We start from the raw sequence: 17,327 nt of genomic DNA on the forward strand, positions 1-17,327 counted from the left end.
ACATCCTCACTAGGCCGAACCATGTTCGGTGATCCTAGTCTCCTCGCCGCGCGCTTCCCAGAGCTCGTTTGCGGGTACGCAGGTGCACGTTCATGGCCGGATGGCCGGGGCGCGCGAGCAGGCGCAGCGCCTGGCGGACGGATCCGGCGCGGGGAAGGCACTCCACGAAGTCCCGCCACACCTTGAGATCGGATCGCCACGCGTCGAGATAGCGGGAGCACAGGTCGGGCCGGATGAGCATGAGCCGCCCCAGCGAGGCCCGCAGCGCCTCCTCCACGCGCCGCCGCTCGCCGTGGCCGAGGTTCGCCCCGGGGAGGCGGTCGAGGATGCCGAGGATGAACCGGCGCCGTCTGGCCAGGAACTCCGTCCAGTGCGGGTCGTGCGCCTCGTCGATGGTCCGGCCCTCGTCCAGCAGCCAGAAGATGCCCTCGGCGAGCACGTCGCCGAACTCCTCCTTCCTCGCCCGGTCGGGGCTGCGGAAAGGATCGTAGGGTGCCTGCCTCACCTGACCGGTCACGGCCAACGGCCGCAGCCCGTCCGATTCGAGCATGTAAAACCAGTCTTCATTATAAATATCGGGGAAAAAGGAGATATTTCGGCTTATCTCCACGGCGAGTGCGCCGCCCCCGATGAAACTCTCCTGTTCTCCGCCAACGGCACGATAAGCGTGGCATACGACGGAATTATCGGGAAATCCGCCAATTGACAGCCCGACCGCGTCGAAGTCGTCGAGCAGCCCGGCCGCCTGCCGGAGATCGTCGGGCGCGCCGACCTCGATGTCGTCGTCCAGGAAGACGATCCGCTCCCAGCCCAGCACTCTCGCCAGGGCGAGCGCCAGGTTGCGCTTGGCCGCCGTGTCGGTGCCCCGGCGGAAGACGGCCGGCAGGACGGACGACGTCTCGAAGCGAGGCAGGATCAGCGACTCCACGCTCGTGAGGTCGATGGCGATGATCTCCGCCTCGGGGTCCGCCAGGGCGCGCACCCGCGCCGCGTCGGTCCATCTTCCGCTGCAGAGCGCCACCAGGGGGCACCCCAGCTCCACCGACAGCCGGACGGCGTGCTTGAGATACAGGCTGGGGCGGGCGGTCGGCACCACGATCGCGTCGATCCTGGCGTGGCTCGCGGGCGCGCCGGCGGACGGCAGCAGGTGCCGGTGGGAGGCGTGATGATCGCTCGACATCAGGGAAACACTTCTTGAGCTCCAGGGCGGCGGCCAGGACGGTGACGGGACTGCGCTATTCAGGCCATTCGATGAGTCTCGACGCCTCGGCCGACCAGTCGGGCGTGATGACGAGACCGTTGAGCACGGAGACCCGGCTGAGGATCGCGTAGGACCGCTGATCGCCGAAACGCCTAATGAGGAATTCGGCGTTCCGGTCCCTGAACCGGCTGTCGGTAAGCGCTCGTACCACACCCAGGGTGCCGCGCCCGTACATGCCATTGCAAATGGTGAGGGTGCGTTTCCTGTTGAACGGATTGGGGCCCCGATAGAACAGCGCCACGTCCTCGTGCAGTTGCCCGTCCGACAGCTTGGGGCCGTAGCGCTCGGTCCCGGCCGAGAAGTACGCGCCCGCTTCGCCGTTCCAGTCGTTGACCTGCTTCACCGGCAGGCCGAGCTGGTAGAAGACGTCCGTGGTGACGTCGTTCCAGTCGACCCCGCCGAGGAGCACCAGATGCGTGGTGAGATCGTCCGGCTCCAGCTCCTTCGCCGTGTGCCGTCTCACCTCGCTCGCCGGGTTGCACGCGCGGATGTGGCCGTGCAGCTCGAACAGGGCGTCCAGGTCGGCGTAGGTGTAGAGCTCGATGTAGTCGGGGTCGTCCGGGTCGACGTACGGCATCCGCGCTAACAGCTCCGGGGGGAGCCGCCCGCAGACGATGGTGATGGGCTTGCCGTCGCCGAACTGCCAGGGGTCCGCGGCCGGCTGGACCGGCTCCGCGCCGGCCTGGCCGAGCGCGGTGGCGCGCAGGCTGAGCAGTTCCAGCAGAAGCCCGTCGCGGAGCTGGAGCTCCTCGTCGGTCAGGTCGCCCTCGTCCAGCGGGGTGAGCTCGCCGTCCCGGATCGAGCGGGGCGTGCAGAAGAGGGTGGCGTAGGCGTGCAGGCGCGCGGCCGGGGGCACCTTCGGCGCGGTCGACGACTCCCACGACGAGATGAGCGGCACGCTGACGTCCAGCGCACGGGCCAGCTGCGGCTGGGTGATCCGCATGTCAGGCCACCGGCTGACCCGCAGCGAGCGGAGCCGCTGCCCTAGGGCTTGACCGGAACTCGCCATGAGGACACCCCCATCTGACTTCAGTGCCTTCAGTGAATCTCTACTGATGCTGCGAGGCGCAGCCTATATCCCCAGGCCAGCCCTGGAACAGTGGATTCGCGCTACAACAAAGTCATCATTGTAGGCCAGATGCGTCCGCATTGCCCAGGATTAACCAAACCTCAGTCCGGGCATGAAAACTTTAGGAGCTGTTGTAGCTCTGCTAAAGGTTAACTAAATCTTCATCGCGGCGCGTCAACCACTGGGACTCGACATGCTCGTAACCACACTCTTGTCCGCCGACATGACGACGGGCATCGCCAGCCCCGAAGGCGTCGCCGCCGCGCGCGGCGTCCTCTACCTCTGCGCCCTGCTCGCCATCTGGGCGCTCGTCCTCGCCGTCCGCCAGGTGGCCAGGGTCGTCACCACCCTGCTCCGCATCCTGCTCGTGGTCACCGCCATCGCCGCGCTCGGCGCGGCGGCCGTCGCGATCATCGGGCAGGTCGCGCTCAGCATCGGGCTCTCCTGACCGGCCACCGGTCAGGAGAGCCCGGCCAGGCGGCGGTAGGAGTCGAGCCGTTCGTCCAGGTCGTAGGTGTTCATCGTCACCAGCACCTCGTCGGCCCCCGTCACCTCCACCAGATCGCGCAGCCGCATGCCGGCCTCGTCCTCGGTGCCGTGGATCTGCCCCTTGCGCGACTCCTCGAACAGCGCCCGCTCCCGCTCGGTCATCTCCATCCGGACCACCTCCTGCGCGGGCAGCAGCGGGGGGAAGACGCCGCGGGTCCGCGAGTGCGCCGTCGACCACGCCTCCGGCACCTGCAGCAGCGCCGCGCGCTCCGCCGTCTCGCCGACCGCGATGTTCGCCGCCACCATCACGTACGGCGCGGCCGCCCACACCGAAGGCCGGAAGGCGGTCCGGTAGCGGCCGATCGCCTCCCGGAGCCGGTCGCCGCCTCCGCCGATCACCAGCGGCAGGCCGTGCTCGGCGGCCACGTCCGCGCCCGCCCCCATGGCCAGCACGAACACCTCGGGGCGCAGGCCCTCGGCGGGCACCGCGTGCACGCCCTCCCGCCCGCCGGTGAAGAAGCCGAGCAGCTCCGCCAGCTGGTCGCCGAAGCGGTCGGCGGCGTCCTTGTCGTGGCCGAGGGCCCTGCGGATGCCGCCGGTGAAGCCCACCGAGCGGCCCAGTCCCATGTCGACGCGGCCGGGGTGCAGCGACTCCAGGACGCCGAACTGCTCGGCGACCACCAGCGGGCGGTGGTTGGGCAGCATCACGCCGCCGGTGCCGACCCGGATGCGATCGGTGGCCCCCGCGACGGAGGCGGCCAGCACGGTCGGGGCCGAGCCCGCCACGCCCGGCACGCTGTGGTGCTCGGCGACCCAGAACCGGTGGTAGCCGAGCTCCTCGGCCTGCCGCGCGAACCGCACGGTCTCGCGCAGCGCGGCCGCCGGGTGGTGCCCCTGCCGGACGAGTGAGCGGTCGAGGATCGAGAGCCTGGTCACGTATCTGTGCAACACGGATCAGACGGAAATGTTCCTACTTGCTGTAGAGGCCGAAGGACCAGCGGACGGGGCGGTTGGTGGTCTCCCCGATCACGCTGATCCTGACGGTGACGACCATGCGCTCACCCTTGGGCACGGCGGGGAACTCGGTCATCGCCATCGGGAACGGGCCCTTCTTCCATTCGGCGCAGGTGGTGCTCTGCGACGCGCCGCCCAGGCCCGTGGACGTGTGCACGAGCAGCCGCGAGGCCAGGTCACCGCCGCAGATCTGCTCGAAGGCGAGCTTGCGCCCGGTGCCCGCGATCTCGAAGCGCGCCGTGGTGTCCCGCGGCCAGACGCCGGTCTTCGAGGTCATCAGCTCCCAGCCGTCCAGCCGCCGGGGCAGGTCCTTGACCGGGCCCGGCTCGACCGGCTGGGCGGGTGGCGTCCACTCGTACACGGCCAGGGACCAGTCTCCGCGCTCCGCCTTCACCGGCTCGCAGGGCCCGCCCGAGCGGGCCCGCACGCAGGCCGTGCCTCGTGTCGTCGTGTCGAAGGTGACCGTCACCTCCCCGGCGGTCGCGGGCACGGGCAGCGGGTGGAGCTGCATGGCCTTCGTGCACCCTCTGAAGCCGATCGGCGTGGTTCGCGCGCCGGCCGACACCCGTAGCGGGCCGGCGTCCGCCCCTTCGCAGACGCCCGCCACGTCCAGCGGCCTGCCGGAGAACGGGACCGTGACGACGGCCTTGTCGTCACCGGCCGCCTCGATGGCCGTCGTCGCGACGCGCCGGTACTCGGTGCCGTCCGGGGCGGTGAAGCGCTCGGGCAGCTTCGCGACGGCACCGGTGGCGATGGTGGCCTTCTGCGGCTGCTCGGCCGCGCCGGGCACCAGCCAGGCGCCGAACAGCACCGCCGCCGTCACGCTCGCCGCCGCGCCACCCGCCACCCGCCTGCGCCGGCGGATCCTGCGGATGTGCGCGCCGACCTGCTCGGGGCGTGCCGGGTTCGCCGGCGACGGGCCCTCGGCCCGCTCACGCAGGACGTCCCGCAGATCTTGTACGGTCATCGCCGCAGCTCCTTCACGATCGTCTCGTCCACCCGCAGTTTGGCCAGCGCCTTGGCCGTCTGGCTCTTGACCGTGCCGGTGCCGCAGCCCACCAGCCGGGCCACCTCCGCCACCGGCAGGTCCTCGTAGAAGCGCAGCACGATCACCGCCCGCTGCTTGGCGGGCAGCCTCCCCACGGCGTCCCAGAGCTCGTCATCGGGCAGCGCGTCGACGCTGGGTGTGTCGGGCAGGCAGTCACTCGGCAGCTCACGGCGCCACCTGCGGCGCCACCAGGACGTGTACGTGGTCACCAGCACCCGGCGGACGTAGGACTCGGGCTCGTCCACGCCCGGCCAGGCGAACCACGCCTTGGCCAGCGACTCCTGCAGCAGGTCCTCGGCGATCGCCCAGTCGTGGGTGAGGAGATAGGCCGTGCGTAACAGCCGGTCGGACCTCGCGATCACGAAGTCCTGAAATATCGCCCTGTCTGCCAATGGATCGCCTTTCCCGTCAGAGCTCGCGACGGTACAGACGCATCCAGGCCGGTTCCGGGTTGCCCGAGAGGCGGGAAAGGGCGGGAAGCGCGCCGCCCCGCGCACCGGTCAGCCGGCTCCCGTGCGGTCCACGGCCCTGGTCACGGTGAACGGGGCGAGTTCGCCGAGTCCCCGGACCGACAGGCGGTCGACGCAGCGCAGCGTGAAGGCCCGGTCTCCGTCGAGCTCCTTGGCCAGCTCCGGGTCGGCGAGGATCGTGTCGGGCCGGGCGAGCGCGGTGAGCCTGCTGGCGAGGTTGACCGTGGTGCCGAACACGTCGCCCATCCGCCAGATGACCGGCCCGGCCGCCAGGCCCACCCGCAGCTCGGGCATGCCCTTGTCCCTGGCGTGCGCCTCCAGGAGCAGCAGCCCGATCTCCGCCGCCGTGTGCGACGTGTCGGCCACGAACAGCACCGAGTCGCCGAGCGTCTTGATCACCCGGCCGCCGTTGGAAGTCACCACGTCGGCGGAGCGCGCCTCGAACGTGTCGACCAGGGTGGCCAGCTCGGTCTCGGTGATCTGCCTGCTCAGCCGGGTGAACCCGACCAGGTCGGCGAAGCCGACGGCCAGCCGTACCGTGCTCATGTCCTGCACGGCCAGCCGCCCGGCGGCGGCGGCGAGCTGGCGCTGCCAGGAGTAGACCAGCAGCCGCGCGAGGTCCGGCACCACCAGCTCGGCCCGCCTGCGCCAGGCCCTGGGCCGCTCGGCCAGCGGCACGCCGGCCTGGTCCAGCGCCTCCAGGCCGATCTCGGCCTGCGACTCGGCCAGCCGCGTCGCGGCCCTGCCGAGGGAGCGGGCGATCTGCAGCACGTGCTCCTCGTCGTAGACGCCGGAGCTGACCAAGCCGAGCAGCGTCTTGAGCGCCACCACGTCGGACTCGGTGAACTCCACGGCTTCGTCGGCCACGTTGGCGAACCCGAGCGCCCGCCAGAACCGCCTGGCCCGGTAGACCGGCACGCCCGCCATCTCGGCGACCTGGTGGCTGGTGTAGCGGCGAGGCTCGCGTAGGAACGCCTCCGCCACGTCGCTGGTCTCCTCCTCGGCCACGGGTGCAAGATAACACTCCCACCAGGCGTTCAGCACAGACACGACTCTTGTGACGTAAGGGATTTCTCCGGCGGAGGGCGGAGGACGCGCGTCGGCCGGGCGGCTACTCCAGCAGGGTCCGCAGCGCGGGCCGCTCCTCCTCGGGCACGTAGCCGACGTAGTAGTCGTACATCGCCTGCCGGGACAGCCGCGCCGCCAGCTGGCCCGCACCGGCGCGGATCGCCGCCAGCACGTCCTCGTGGTGGCGGATCGTCTGCCGCATGAGCGCCTCCCGGTCGGCCGCCGCCGCGAGCTTCTCGGCGATCAGGTCGAGGACGATCGACCTGACCACGTCCGTACAGATCTGGATGAGCTTGTTGCGGCTGGCCCGCGCCACCGCGTCGTGGAAGGCCACGTCGGCGGCGCTGAACTCGTCGTAGCCGGCGGAGACGGACGCGGTGACCGCCGCGCGCATGCGCTCGATCGCGCTCTCCATCTCCGTCAGCTCCTCGCCGGTGCGCAGCCGCGCGGCCAGCAGGTTGGCCGAGGCGTCCAGCACCATCCGGAACTGCACCAGCTCGCCCAGCGACAGCTCGTCCACCCGGGCCAGCGTGGTCATCGACTTGTGTAATGCGGCGGGGGAGAAGGGCAGCACCTCGGCGCCGTGCGGATCGCCGGGGCGGGACCTGACCAGCCCGCGGGCCTGCAGCACGCGCAGCGCCTCGCGGACGGTGGAGCGGCTCACGGCGAACTGCGCCATCAGCTCACGCTCGCTGGGCAGCCGCTCCCCGGGCTGCAGCGAGCCGGACTCGACGGCCTCCTCGATCTGCTCCACGATCCGCTCGTACGCGCGAACGGTTCGCACCGGCTCGAACCGTGGACCACCCATGAAAGCCCCCTTGACCTCAGCCCTCGGGGGCTGGCAAGGTGCAGCCTACTGGTCAGACCAGTGCACTAGCCAGGAGGCTGAAAGACATGAGGCGAGTCGGGACATGGATCGCCGTGGGCGGTCTCCTGCTGAGCATGAGCGCCTGCGGCGGCGGGGGTGGCGGAAGCTCGGAGAGCACTGGTGAGCAGCCCGCCAAAGCGGAGGCGCTCTCCGTCGGATTCGTGGCCGAGCCCGCCAATCTGGACTTCACGGCGACCGAGGGCGCGGCCATCCCGCAGGCGCTGCTGGTCAACGTCTACGAGGGTCTGGTCAAGCTGGACCAGGACGGCAAGATCCAGCCGCTGCTCGCCGAGAAGTGGGAGGTGTCGGAGGACCGCAAGACCTACACCTTCACCCTGCGCGAAGGCGTCACCTTCACCAACGGCGCCCCCTTCACCGCCGACGACGTGGTCTTCTCGCTCGACCGGGTCGAGTCCGACTGGAAGCTGAAGATCAAGTCGCAGCTCGACATGGTCGAGGACGTCGAGAAGAAGGACGACACCACCGCCGTCGTCACCCTCGACCGGCCCAGCAACGGCTTCCTCTACACCATGGCCACCCGGCTCGGCGCGATGTTCAGCCGCACCGGCGTCGCGGACCTGGCCAACCAGCCCGTCGGCACCGGCCCCTACAAGCTGGGCGAGTGGCGGCGCGGCGACTCCATCCGGCTGGACGCCAACACCTCCTACTGGGGCACGAAACCGGCGATCCCCGGCGTGACGCTCAAGTACTTCAAGGACGCCACGGCGATGAACAACGCGCTGCTGACCGGCGGCATCGACGTCATCTCCAGCGTCCAGGCGCCCGAGTCGCTGCAGCAGTTCGCCGACCCCGGCCGCTTCGAGACGATCGAGGGCAGCACCAACGGCGAGGTGGTGCTGTCGATGAACAACGCCCGCCCGCCGTTCGACGACAAGAAGGTGCGCCAGGCCGTCCGGCACGCCATCGACCACCAGGCGCTGCTCGACACCGCCTGGGCCGGGCGCGGGCAGCTCATCGGCTCGATGGTCCCGCCCACCGACCCCTGGTACGAGGACCGCACCGGCGACTACCCCTACGACGTGGCCAAGGCCAAGGAGTTGCTCGGCGGCAAGACGTACACCGTCAAGATGCGCATCCCCAACCTCCCCTACGCCGTGGCCGCCGCGCAGGTGGTCAAGTCGCAGCTCGCCCAGGTGGGCATCACCGCCGACATCGAGCCGCTGGAGTTCCCCGCCCGCTGGCTCGACCTGGTCTTCACCAAGGGCGACTACGACCTGTCGATCATCAACCACGTCGAGCCGCGCGACATGAGCATCTTCGCCAACAAGACCTACTACTTCGGCTACGACAACCCGGAGTACGGCAAGCTGCTCGCCGCCGCCGACCAGGGCAGCGAGCAGCAGCAGATCGACGACCTCAAGCAGGCCGCCAAGCTGCTGTCCGAGGACGCCGCCGCCGACTGGCTGTTCGGCTTCCCGAACCTGATCGTGGCCAAGAAGGGCATCACCGGGCTGCCGAAGAACGCCATCTCCGAGTCCTTCGACTTCACCGGGCTCGCCAAGCAGTGATCCTCTACCTCCTGAGACGGCTGGTGGTGTTCGTCGCGAGCACCGCCGTCGCCGGGGTGCTGGTGTTCGCCTTCATGGCCGTGCTCCCCGGCGATCCCGCCGAGGTCGCGCTGGGCGTCAACGCGACGCCCGACGCCGTGGCGGCGCTGCGTGAGCAGTTCGGCACCGACCGGCCCGCCGTCACGCAGTTCTTCGACTGGTTCGGCGGGCTCGTCACCGGCGACTTCGGCACCTCCTACGTGACCAGCTCGCCGATCGGGCCGCAGATCGCCGACCGCCTCGGCGTCACCTCGGTGCTGGTGCTCGGCGGCATGGTCATCGCGCTGGTCTTCGCCGTGCCGGCGGGGACGTTCGCGGCGGTGCACCACCGTAACCCGCTCGGCGCCGCCATCAGCGCCTTCAGCCAGGTCGGCATCGCCGTCCCGGCCTTCCTGGCGGGCATCCTGCTGGTGTTCGTCTTCGCCGTGCAGGCACAGGCGCTGCCGTCCGGCGGCTACGTGCCCATCGCCGACGACCCCGTCGAGTGGCTGCGCAGCCTGCTGCTGCCCTGGCTGTCGCTCGGCCTCATCCAGGGAGCCGTGCTGACCCGATACGTCCGCTCGGCGGTGCTGGACGTGATGCGCGAGGACTACCTGCGCACCGCCCGCGCCAAGGGTAGGGGCCGGATGGGCGCCCTGTGGCGGCACGGCCTGCGCAACGCCTCCATCCCCGTGATCACGGTGCTCGGCCTGCAACTGGCCACGCTGCTCATCGGCGCGGTCGTGGTCGAGCGCGTCTTCGTCATCCCCGGCCTGGGCGACCTGCTGCTGAACGGCGTCGCGGGCCGTGACCTGCTGCTCGTCCAGGGCGTCGTCATGGTGCTGGTGGCAGCCGTCCTGCTGATCAACTTCCTGGTGGACGTGGCCTACGCCGCGCTCGACCCGCGGCTGCGGGGGGCACGATGAAGGGCCGGATCAACGCGGGCCTGATCACCGGCGGCGTCCTGGTCGGCCTCGTGGTGCTGCTGGCGCTGCTGTCGTTCGTGTGGACGCCGCACGACCCCGTGCTCGTCGACGCGGCCGGCAAGCTGCGCGACCCCGGCGGCGGCTACCTGCTCGGCGCCGACAAGTTCGGCCGCGACACCTTCAGCCAGCTCATGGTGGGCGCCCGCACCACCCTCTACGTCGGCGTGGTGGCCGTCGGCATCGCCGCCGTCATCGGCACGCCGCTCGGCGTCATCGCCGGGATGACGTCGAGCTCCGGCAGGCTCGGCTGGCTGTCCGAGCTGATCATGCGGGTCAACGACCTCGTCTTCGCCTTCCCCGCGTTGCTGCTGGCCATCATGCTCGGCGCCGTCTACGGGGCCGGCACGTTCACCGCCATGATCGCCATCGGCGTGGCCACGGTGCCCGCCTTCGCCCGCGTGTCCAGGGCCGCCACGATGCAGGTCATGGTGACCGACTACATCCTCGCCGCGCGGGCGGCCGGGCGGCGGCGCACCGCCGTGGCGCTGCGTCACGTGCTGCCGAACATCTCCTCGGTGCTGATCGTCCAGGCGTCGGTGTCGTTCGCCATCGCGATCCTGGCCGAGGCGGCGCTGTCGTTCCTCGGCTTCGGCACCCGCCCGCCGATCCCGTCGTGGGGCCGGATGCTCCAGGAGTCGCAGGAGCTGCTGTTCTCCACGCCCCGCCTGGCGCTGTGGCCCGGGATGGCGATCGCGCTGGCGGTGCTCGGCTTCAACCTGCTCGGCGACGGCCTGCGCGACTATCTGGACCCCAAGCTCAGGAGGATCGAGGAGCGGTGAGCGACCGAGTGAGCACGTTGAGCGTTGAGAGGCTCACCGTCCGGGCCGGCTCGATCGAGCTGGTCCGGGACGTGTCGTTCGAGATCGGCCCCGGTGAGCGGGTCGGGCTGATCGGCGAGTCCGGCTCCGGCAAGTCGCTGACCGCGCTGTCGCTCATGGGCCTGCTGCCCGAGGGCGTGCGCGCCGCCGGCCGGGCCCGCGTACGCGACCGCGACCTGGTGGGCGTTCCCGAGCGGCGGCTGAAGGACCTGCGCGGCCAGGACGTGTCCATGGTGTTCCAGGAGCCGATGACCGCGCTCAACCCGCTCATGCGGGTCGGCGCGCAGGTCGCCGAGGTCATGACCCTGCACGGCAGGCCCGCCGGTCAGGCCCGCGCCCGCGCCGTCGAGCTGCTCGGCCGGGTACGCCTGCCGCAGCCGGAACAGGTGGCCCGCGCCTACCCCCACCAGCTCTCCGGCGGCCAGCGCCAGCGCGTCATGCTCGCCATCGCCCTGGCCAACGAGCCCGGCCTGCTCATCTGCGACGAGCCCACCACCGCGCTCGACGTGACCGTGCAGAAGCAGATGCTCGACCTGATCGCCGAGGTGGCGCCGGCCCTGCTGTTCATCACCCACGACCTGGCCGTGGTCGCCTCGGTGTGCGAGCGGGTCCTGGTCATGTACGGCGGGCGCGTGGTGGAGAGCGGCCCGATCCGCGAGGTCTTCGGCAACCCCCGGCACCGCTACACCGAAGGACTGCTGGCCGCCTCCAAGCTGACACCGCGCGGCACCAGGCTGCCCACCATCGCCGGCAACGTCCCCCCGGCGGGACACTTCCCCGGCGGCTGCGTCTTCAGAAACCGCTGCCCGCACGCCACCGCGACCTGCGAGCGGGAGCCCGCGCTGACAGGAGAGGGCCATGCCCACGCATGCTGGCACCCCGCTGATCGAGGCTGAGGACCTCAGCCGCGTCTACCACCGGCCGCGCACCTCGCTCACCAAGCCGGCGCAGGCGGTGCACGCCCTGCGCCGGGTGTCGCTGACCGTGCGCCGAGGCGAGCGGTTCGGCATCGTCGGCGAGTCCGGCTCCGGCAAGTCCACCCTGCTGCGCCTGCTGTGCGCGCTCGACCAGCCCACCAGCGGCTCCATCCGCTTCGACGGCCAGGAGATCACCGGCAGACCGGAGCGGCGGCTGCGCTTCCTGCGGCAGAGCCTGCAGATCGTCTTCCAGGACCCGATGAGCTCGCTCGACCCCCGCATGCGGGTGCGTGACCTCGTCGCCGAGCCGCTCGTCGCCCTCGGCGAGCCTGTCGGCGGGCGGGTCGCCGAGCTGCTCGACCAGGTGGGGCTGCCCGCCTCCGCCGCCGACCGCTACCCCCACCAGTTCTCCGGCGGGCAGCGCCAGCGCATCGCCATCGCCCGCGCGCTCGCCCCCCGCCCCAAGGTGCTGGTCGCCGACGAGCCGGTCAGCGCATTGGACGTGTCCGTACGCGGGCAGATACTCAACCTGCTGGCCGACCTGGTCGACGAGCTGGGCCTCACCCTCGTCTTCGTCTCGCACGACCTGTCCGTCGTACGGCATGTCTGCGAGACGGTGGCGGTGATGCACGGCGGCGAGATCGTGGAGACCGGAGCCGTCGACGACATCTGGGCCGAGCCGCGCCACGCCTACACGCGCACGCTGCTGCGGGCCGTACCCACGCTGGAGGGATTTCTGTGATCGAGGTGGACGCCCGCGGGGTGGTCGAGTTCACTCAGGCGCTGGTCCGCGTGCCGAGCACCAACGACCCGGCGCGCGGGCGCAGCGAGCAGGCCGCCGCCGACCTGGTCGCCGCCAAGATGCGCGAGTGGGGCTGGGCGCCGAGCGTGTACGAGGCCGCCCCCGGCCGGCCGAACGTGGTTGCCGTCGTCGAAGGCGGCGGCGGGGACGGGCCGACGCTGATGTTCGAGGGCCACACCGACGTCGTCACCGAAGGCGACCTGTCCACCTGGACGGTGGACCCGTTCGGCGGCGAGATCCGCGACGGCAGGCTGTGGGGGCGGGGCAGCGCCGACATGAAGTCCGGCCTGGCCGCCACCCTCTACGCCACCCGGGCGCTGCAACTGGCTGGACCGTTCCCGGGGCGGATCAAGGTGTGCGCGCTGGCCGACGAGGAAGGTCTCATGCTGGGGGCCCACCACTTCGTCGCCGAAGGGCTCGGCGCCGACGTGGACGGCGCGATCGTGGCCGAGCCCGAGGCCGGAGAGATCTGCGCCGTCGCCAAGGGGGCGCTGCGGCTGCGGGTCGACCTCACCGGCAAGATGGCGCACGGCGCGATGCCGCAGCACGGCCGCAATCCCATCCAGGCGGTGGGCGCCCTGCTGACCGGGCTGCGTGCGCTGGAGCGGGACCTGCAGGAGCGCCACCCCGCCCACGAGCACCTCGGCGAGGTGTACGTGACCCCCACCGTGGTCCGCGCCGGCACCGAGGAGCAGGTCAACGTCATCCCCGCGACCGCCTCCGTCTTCGTCGACGTACGCACCGTCCCCGGCCTGGAGCACCAGGCGGTCGCCGACCGTGTCGCCGCCCTGGCCGCCTGGGACGGGATCACCGCCGAGGTGTCCGTCCTGGTCGACCGGCCGCCCGTGGACGTCCCCGTCGACGACCCGGTGGTCGCCGCGCTCGCCGCCGCCCACCGCGACGTCACCGGCGCCGAGCCCGTCTACGGCGGCGTCCCCGGCTCCACCGACGGCACTGTGCTCACCCACTGGGGCGGCATCCCCTCCGTCGTCTACGGGCCCGGCGGCAAGTGGATCGCCCACCAGTCGGACGAGTACGTCGAGGTGGCCGAGATCGTCCAGTGCACCCGCGTCTTCGCCGAAGCGGCCCGCCGTTTCCTCACCCGGAGCCGGTGATGAGCGGCCCGGACGGCTCTTCGCTCCCCGGCCCCGCCAACTCGCTGCAGGACGTCGCGGGTCTCCGCGTCGGCCACGCCCAGCGGACCGGTGACGGCTACCTCACCGGCACCACCGTCGTCCTGGCCCCGCCCGGCGGCATGGTCGCCGGGGTGGACGTGCGCGGCGCGGCCCCCGGCACCCGCGAGACCGAGCTCCTGGACCCACGCAACCTGGTCGAGCGCGTGCACGCCATCGTCCTGTCGGGCGGCAGCGCCTACGGGCTGAGCGCGGCCTGCGGCGTCATGGACCGGCTCGCGGACGGCGGCGTCGGCTTCCCGGTGGAGGGCGGCGTCGTCCCCATCGTCCCGGCCGCCGTCATCTACGACCTCGGCAGAGGCACCCGCTTCCGCGCCACCCCGGACGCCGCCTTCGGCCACGCCGCCTACGACGCGGCCACGTCCTCTCCAGACCCTCTCGGCCAGGCCTCTCCAGCGGACGGCCGGGCGGCGGCCCGGGCGAAGAAGAGCGGTGGCGCCGCGGGCGGATCCAGCGGAGCGGCGGCCCGGGCGAATGAGGGCGGTGGCGCTCTAGGGGGATCCATCGGGGCCGGCACCGGCGCCATGGCGGGCGGGCTCGCCGGGGGGATCGGGGGCGCGAGCGTCGTGCTGCCCTCGGGAGTGACCGTGGCCGCGCTCGCGGTGGTCAACGCCGCCGGGTCCGTCCTGGATCCGGGGACCGGGGTCCTGTCCGGTGCCCGTTACGGGCTTCCCGGCGAGTTCGACCACCTGGGGGAGCCGTCGGCGGAGGAGGTCGCCGCCTGGCGGCCCGCCGGGGTGACCTCGCTCAACACCACCATCGGCGTCGTCGCCACCGACCTGACCCTCACCAAGGCCCAGTGCGGCAAGCTCGCCGGCGTCGCGCACGACGGGCTCGCCCGAGCCATCCGCCCCGCGCACACGATGGTCGACGGCGACACCGTCTTCGCCGTCTCCACCTGCGCCCTGCCCCCGCCACAACCCGGCCGGACCCTGTACGGATCCCGCCCCGCCGCCGTGAACGGGCCTGGACCCCGTGGGGAGCTCCGGGACGGCGCCGTACGTCGAGCGCCCTGGGACGGTGCGGCGCCCGAGGGGGCGCACCTGCACGACCTGCTCGCCGCCGGGGCCGACGTGTTCAGCCGGGCCGTGGCGCACGCGGTGCTGGCCGCGACCGGGCGGGCGGGCGCGCCCGCGTATCTCGACGTGTTCCCGAGCGCCCTTCGGCGAACGCCATGACCCGATCGCCATGACCCGCATGCCATGACCCGCATGCCATGACCCGATCGCCAGGACAAAGGGGGAAACAGTGACTTACGCAGGCTCGTGGCCGTCCGGCCTTCCGGTGGGGGAGGGGTGGGCCGACGCCCCGGCGTACGCTGACGTGATCTTCCCGTACGACGGCTCCGTCGTGATGAGCGCGCCCGTCGGGGACGCGGCGCTGGCGGCGCGGGCCGTGGAGGAGGCGCTCGCGGTCGCGCCCGCGATGGCCGCGCTGCCGTCGCACGCGCGCCGCGCCGCGCTGACGAGCGCGCACGACGCGGTCGCCGAGCGGCGCGAGGAGTTCGAGCGGCTGCTCGTGCTGGAGACCGGCAAGCCGCTGGTGGACTGCCGGGTCGAGGTGGCGCGCACGCTTGTCACCCTGGCCACCGCCGCCGAGGAGGTGGCGAGGTTGCACGGTGAGACGGTGCCGCTGGACCTGATGCCGTCGGGAGAGGGGCTGATCGGGTTCTGGACGCGGCGGCCCATCGGCGTGGTGGCCGGGATCACCGGCTTCAACTATCCGCTGCTGCTGGCCGCGCACAAGATCGCTCCGGCGCTGGCGGCCGGCTGCCCGGTCATCGTCAAGCCGGCTCCCGCGACGCCGCTGGCGACGCTCTGGCTGGTGCATCTGCTGCGCTCGGCGGGCGTGCTGCCCGCCGCCGCGGTGCAGCTCGTCACCGGGGACGTGGAGGTCGGCCGCACGCTGGTGGAGGACCGGCGGATCGGCGCCGTGTCGTTCACCGGCTCGGCCGCCGCTGGGCACGCCATCGCCCGCGCCGCCGCCCCCACCAAGGTGCTGCTGGAGCTGGGCTCGAACGCCGCCCTCGTGGTCGCCGCCGACGCAGATCTGGAGGCCGCCGCCGACGCCGTGGTGCGCGGCGGCTACTACGCCTCGGGGCAGGCGTGCATCTCGGTGCAGCGGGTGCTGGTCGAGGAGGCGGTGCACGAGGAGTTCCTCGGGCTGCTCGCCGCGCGCATGAAGGACGTCGCCGTGGGCGATCCGCGCTCGCCCGGGACGCGGGTGGCGCCGCTCATCGACCCGGCGGCGACGGACCGGGTGCTGGACTGGATCGGATCCTCTGGCGCCAGGCTCGTCACCGGCGGCGTGCGTGACGGCCGGGCCATCGCGCCGACCGTGCTGGCCGACGTGCCCGGCGGGGCCGCCGCCTGGGACGAGGAGATCTTCGGTCCTGTGGTGTGCGTACGGCCGGTGCCCGACCTGGACGCCGCCTTCGCCACGGTCAACGCCTCCCGGTACGGCCTGCACGCATCGGTCTTCACCCGCTCCCTGGCCACGGCGTTCGCGGCGATCGAGCGCATCGAGGCCGGGGGAGTGGTGGTGAACGAGGTGCCGGGCTTCCGCGCCGACAACATGCCCTACGGCGGCGTCAAGGACTCCGGCATCGGCCGGGAGGGCCCGCGGTTCGCCATCGAGGAGTTCACCGTCACGCGAATGGCGATCATCCGGCCCTGAAGGGGCGCGTTTCTGCCCTCGTCAAACCCGGAGAAAGGTAAAGAATGGAGGGCTGAATCCCTTGCGTGACAGGGGATTCCGTGAGGGAGTCAAGCCCTTCACTTGCATCGTTCTATGCCGTTCACTTACCTTTGAGTCATCCGCGGTACACGCCAGGGTCTTTCACATGCCCGCGTGACCGTTTCAATCGCCGAGACCGCGTCTGACCTGTGCCTCTGTTCGATCACAGGTCTGCCGCGGCCGCCGAATCCGCGAAACTCGCGAAACCGGGGACCCACGTATTTCTGGGGTGAATCGGTTGCTCTCTCCTGAGGCATCCGTAGGGCACTTCCACGCCCGAACCCGTCAGCTAACCCGGTAGGCGGCATGGAAGTAAGGAGCACCCCCAGAATGGCAAAGAACATCCTCAAGCGCGCTTATAGCCGGTCCAACATCGTCACCTTCGCTCTTGGACTGAGCGTCGCCGCCGGCGCCACCCTGGGCGGCACCGCCGCCATGGCGGCGGAGCACCCGTCGCAGCAGAAGGCGGTCCCCGCTGCCGAGACCGGCAAGGTCAGCACGCAGACCCTGCTGCGGGTCGCCGAGTCCCAGATCGGTGTGAAGGAGAACGCGGCAGGCGGCGGCACGCCGTACCACAGCTGGTACATGTCCTCCCCGCGCGCGACCGAGACGCTGGCCCGCGACGGCGGCGGCCGGCCGCAGCTGTACGCCAACGCCCCGTGGTGCGCGATGTTCGTCTCCTGGGTCGGCGAGAAGGCCGGCGCCCGGACCTCGGTCGGCTGGGACGCCTACACCGTCACCTACGCCGACTGGTTCAAGGCCAACCAGCGCTGGGGCACCGTCGCCAAGCCCGGCTCCGTGGTCTTCTACGACTGGAACGGCGCCAAGACCACCAGCGCCATCGACCACGTCGGCCTGGTCAAGAAGGACAACGGCGACGGCACGATCACCACGATCGAGGGCAACACCGGCAACGGCAAGGTCGAGGAGCGGGTCCGTCCCACGTCGCAGGTCGTCGGATACGGCTACCCCGAGTTCGCGGCCTGACGCGGGCACAGCACCGGAAAAGCGCTTGAGTAGGCTGCCGGACATGGCGAGCCC

The 17,327-nt window shown here is 71.5% G+C and carries 17 protein-coding genes and 1 riboswitch; of the genes, 10 read left to right on the plus strand and 7 right to left on the minus strand.

Features of this window, described 5'->3' with window-relative positions:
- Positions 1 to 34: 34 nt before the first annotated feature.
- Both ACTMTF_RS04485 and ACTMTF_RS04490 read right to left on the minus strand, forming a co-directional pair.
- Complete coding sequence (locus ACTMTF_RS04485) at positions 35 to 1,180, minus strand: hypothetical protein (protein ID WP_441109346.1); 1,146 nt, start codon at positions 1,178 to 1,180, stop codon at positions 35 to 37.
- Between the two features lie 55 nt (positions 1,181 to 1,235).
- Positions 1,236 to 2,270 carry a helix-turn-helix domain-containing protein gene (locus ACTMTF_RS04490; protein WP_441109347.1) on the minus strand — a complete coding sequence of 345 codons (1,035 nt, stop codon included), beginning with the start codon at positions 2,268 to 2,270 and terminating at the stop codon, positions 1,236 to 1,238.
- A gap of 253 nt (positions 2,271 to 2,523) precedes the next feature.
- Between ACTMTF_RS04490 and ACTMTF_RS04495 the strand changes: the two genes are divergently transcribed.
- A complete protein-coding gene (locus ACTMTF_RS04495) occupies positions 2,524 to 2,778 on the plus strand; it encodes a hypothetical protein (RefSeq protein ID WP_441109348.1) in 255 nt (84 codons plus the stop codon).
- An 11-nt stretch (positions 2,779 to 2,789) separates the two neighbouring features.
- Here the strand turns inward: ACTMTF_RS04495 and ACTMTF_RS04500 are convergent, their stop codons facing one another.
- From ACTMTF_RS04500 to ACTMTF_RS04520, 5 genes are all read right to left on the minus strand, one after another.
- A complete protein-coding gene (locus ACTMTF_RS04500; RefSeq protein ID WP_441109349.1) occupies positions 2,790 to 3,770 on the minus strand; it encodes an LLM class flavin-dependent oxidoreductase in 981 nt (326 codons plus the stop codon).
- Between the two features lie 19 nt (positions 3,771 to 3,789).
- Positions 3,790 to 4,800, minus strand: a complete 1,011-nt coding sequence (locus ACTMTF_RS04505) for a hypothetical protein (RefSeq protein WP_441109350.1) — start codon at positions 4,798 to 4,800, stop codon at positions 3,790 to 3,792.
- Positions 4,797 to 5,273 (minus strand): SigE family RNA polymerase sigma factor, encoded by a 477-nt coding sequence (locus ACTMTF_RS04510; protein WP_441109351.1) that lies wholly within the window; start codon positions 5,271 to 5,273, stop codon positions 4,797 to 4,799. Before ACTMTF_RS04510 ends, ACTMTF_RS04505 begins: the two co-directional genes overlap by 4 nt.
- Before the next feature lie 108 nt (positions 5,274 to 5,381).
- Positions 5,382 to 6,359, minus strand: a complete 978-nt coding sequence (locus tag ACTMTF_RS04515; protein ID WP_441109352.1) for an adenylate/guanylate cyclase domain-containing protein — start codon at positions 6,357 to 6,359, stop codon at positions 5,382 to 5,384.
- Between the two features lie 103 nt (positions 6,360 to 6,462).
- Positions 6,463 to 7,227 carry a FadR/GntR family transcriptional regulator gene (locus ACTMTF_RS04520; RefSeq protein ID WP_441109353.1) on the minus strand — a complete coding sequence of 255 codons (765 nt, stop codon included), beginning with the start codon at positions 7,225 to 7,227 and terminating at the stop codon, positions 6,463 to 6,465.
- Between the two features lie 86 nt (positions 7,228 to 7,313).
- Between ACTMTF_RS04520 and ACTMTF_RS04525 the strand changes: the two genes are divergently transcribed.
- The 9 genes from ACTMTF_RS04525 (at position 7,314) to ACTMTF_RS04565 (ending at position 17,273) form a co-directional block, all read left to right on the plus strand.
- Complete coding sequence (locus ACTMTF_RS04525) at positions 7,314 to 8,816, plus strand: ABC transporter substrate-binding protein (protein ID WP_441109354.1); 1,503 nt, start codon at positions 7,314 to 7,316, stop codon at positions 8,814 to 8,816.
- Positions 8,813 to 9,760, plus strand: coding sequence for an ABC transporter permease (locus tag ACTMTF_RS04530; protein WP_441109355.1), 948 nt, complete (start codon positions 8,813 to 8,815; stop codon positions 9,758 to 9,760). Before ACTMTF_RS04525 ends, ACTMTF_RS04530 begins: the two co-directional genes overlap by 4 nt.
- On the plus strand, positions 9,757 to 10,599 hold the full coding sequence (locus ACTMTF_RS04535) for an ABC transporter permease (RefSeq protein ID WP_441109356.1): 843 nt from the start codon (positions 9,757 to 9,759) through the stop codon (positions 10,597 to 10,599). Before ACTMTF_RS04530 ends, ACTMTF_RS04535 begins: the two co-directional genes overlap by 4 nt.
- Positions 10,596 to 11,534: an ABC transporter ATP-binding protein gene (locus ACTMTF_RS04540; RefSeq protein ID WP_441109357.1), complete on the plus strand. Its 939-nt coding sequence runs from the start codon at positions 10,596 to 10,598 to the stop codon at positions 11,532 to 11,534. Before ACTMTF_RS04535 ends, ACTMTF_RS04540 begins: the two co-directional genes overlap by 4 nt.
- Positions 11,497 to 12,297 carry an ATP-binding cassette domain-containing protein gene (locus ACTMTF_RS04545; RefSeq protein WP_441109358.1) on the plus strand — a complete coding sequence of 267 codons (801 nt, stop codon included), beginning with the start codon at positions 11,497 to 11,499 and terminating at the stop codon, positions 12,295 to 12,297. Before ACTMTF_RS04540 ends, ACTMTF_RS04545 begins: the two co-directional genes overlap by 38 nt.
- Positions 12,294 to 13,472: a M20 family metallopeptidase gene (locus ACTMTF_RS04550; RefSeq protein WP_441109359.1), complete on the plus strand. Its 1,179-nt coding sequence runs from the start codon at positions 12,294 to 12,296 to the stop codon at positions 13,470 to 13,472. Before ACTMTF_RS04545 ends, ACTMTF_RS04550 begins: the two co-directional genes overlap by 4 nt.
- Positions 13,472 to 14,728: a P1 family peptidase gene (locus ACTMTF_RS04555; protein ID WP_441109360.1), complete on the plus strand. Its 1,257-nt coding sequence runs from the start codon at positions 13,472 to 13,474 to the stop codon at positions 14,726 to 14,728. Before ACTMTF_RS04550 ends, ACTMTF_RS04555 begins: the two co-directional genes overlap by 1 nt.
- A 70-nt stretch (positions 14,729 to 14,798) precedes the next feature.
- Positions 14,799 to 16,226 carry an aldehyde dehydrogenase family protein gene (locus ACTMTF_RS04560; RefSeq protein WP_441109361.1) on the plus strand — a complete coding sequence of 476 codons (1,428 nt, stop codon included), beginning with the start codon at positions 14,799 to 14,801 and terminating at the stop codon, positions 16,224 to 16,226.
- Positions 16,227 to 16,457: 231 nt separating this feature from the next.
- Positions 16,458 to 16,605: riboswitch (cyclic di-AMP (ydaO/yuaA leader) on the plus strand.
- A gap of 11 nt (positions 16,606 to 16,616) precedes the next feature.
- Positions 16,617 to 17,273 carry a CHAP domain-containing protein gene (locus ACTMTF_RS04565; RefSeq protein ID WP_441109362.1) on the plus strand — a complete coding sequence of 219 codons (657 nt, stop codon included), beginning with the start codon at positions 16,617 to 16,619 and terminating at the stop codon, positions 17,271 to 17,273.
- Positions 17,274 to 17,327 lie beyond the last annotated feature (54 nt).

This window comes from Nonomuraea sp. ZG12 (genome assembly GCF_052068115.1).
Classification (GTDB): Bacteria; Actinomycetota; Actinomycetes; order Streptosporangiales; family Streptosporangiaceae; genus Nonomuraea.

Excerpts from the sequence above, each read along its gene's own strand:
- ACTMTF_RS04520 (WP_441109353.1), bottom strand. The coding sequence starts at position 7,227 with ATGGGTGGTCCACGGTTCGAGCCGGTGCGAACCGTTCGCGCGTACGAG.
- ACTMTF_RS04555 (WP_441109360.1), top strand. The coding sequence starts at position 13,472 with ATGAGCGGCCCGGACGGCTCTTCGCTCCCCGGCCCCGCCAACTCGCTG.
- ACTMTF_RS04490 (WP_441109347.1), bottom strand. The coding sequence starts at position 2,270 with ATGGCGAGTTCCGGTCAAGCCCTAGGGCAGCGGCTCCGCTCGCTGCGG.
- ACTMTF_RS04535 (WP_441109356.1), top strand. The coding sequence starts at position 9,757 with ATGAAGGGCCGGATCAACGCGGGCCTGATCACCGGCGGCGTCCTGGTC.
- ACTMTF_RS04545 (WP_441109358.1), top strand. The coding sequence starts at position 11,497 with ATGCCCACGCATGCTGGCACCCCGCTGATCGAGGCTGAGGACCTCAGC.
- ACTMTF_RS04565 (WP_441109362.1), top strand. The coding sequence starts at position 16,617 with ATGGCAAAGAACATCCTCAAGCGCGCTTATAGCCGGTCCAACATCGTC.
- ACTMTF_RS04525 (WP_441109354.1), top strand. The coding sequence starts at position 7,314 with ATGAGGCGAGTCGGGACATGGATCGCCGTGGGCGGTCTCCTGCTGAGC.
- ACTMTF_RS04495 (WP_441109348.1), top strand. The coding sequence starts at position 2,524 with ATGCTCGTAACCACACTCTTGTCCGCCGACATGACGACGGGCATCGCC.
- ACTMTF_RS04485 (WP_441109346.1), bottom strand. The coding sequence starts at position 1,180 with ATGTCGAGCGATCATCACGCCTCCCACCGGCACCTGCTGCCGTCCGCC.
- ACTMTF_RS04505 (WP_441109350.1), bottom strand. The coding sequence starts at position 4,800 with ATGACCGTACAAGATCTGCGGGACGTCCTGCGTGAGCGGGCCGAGGGC.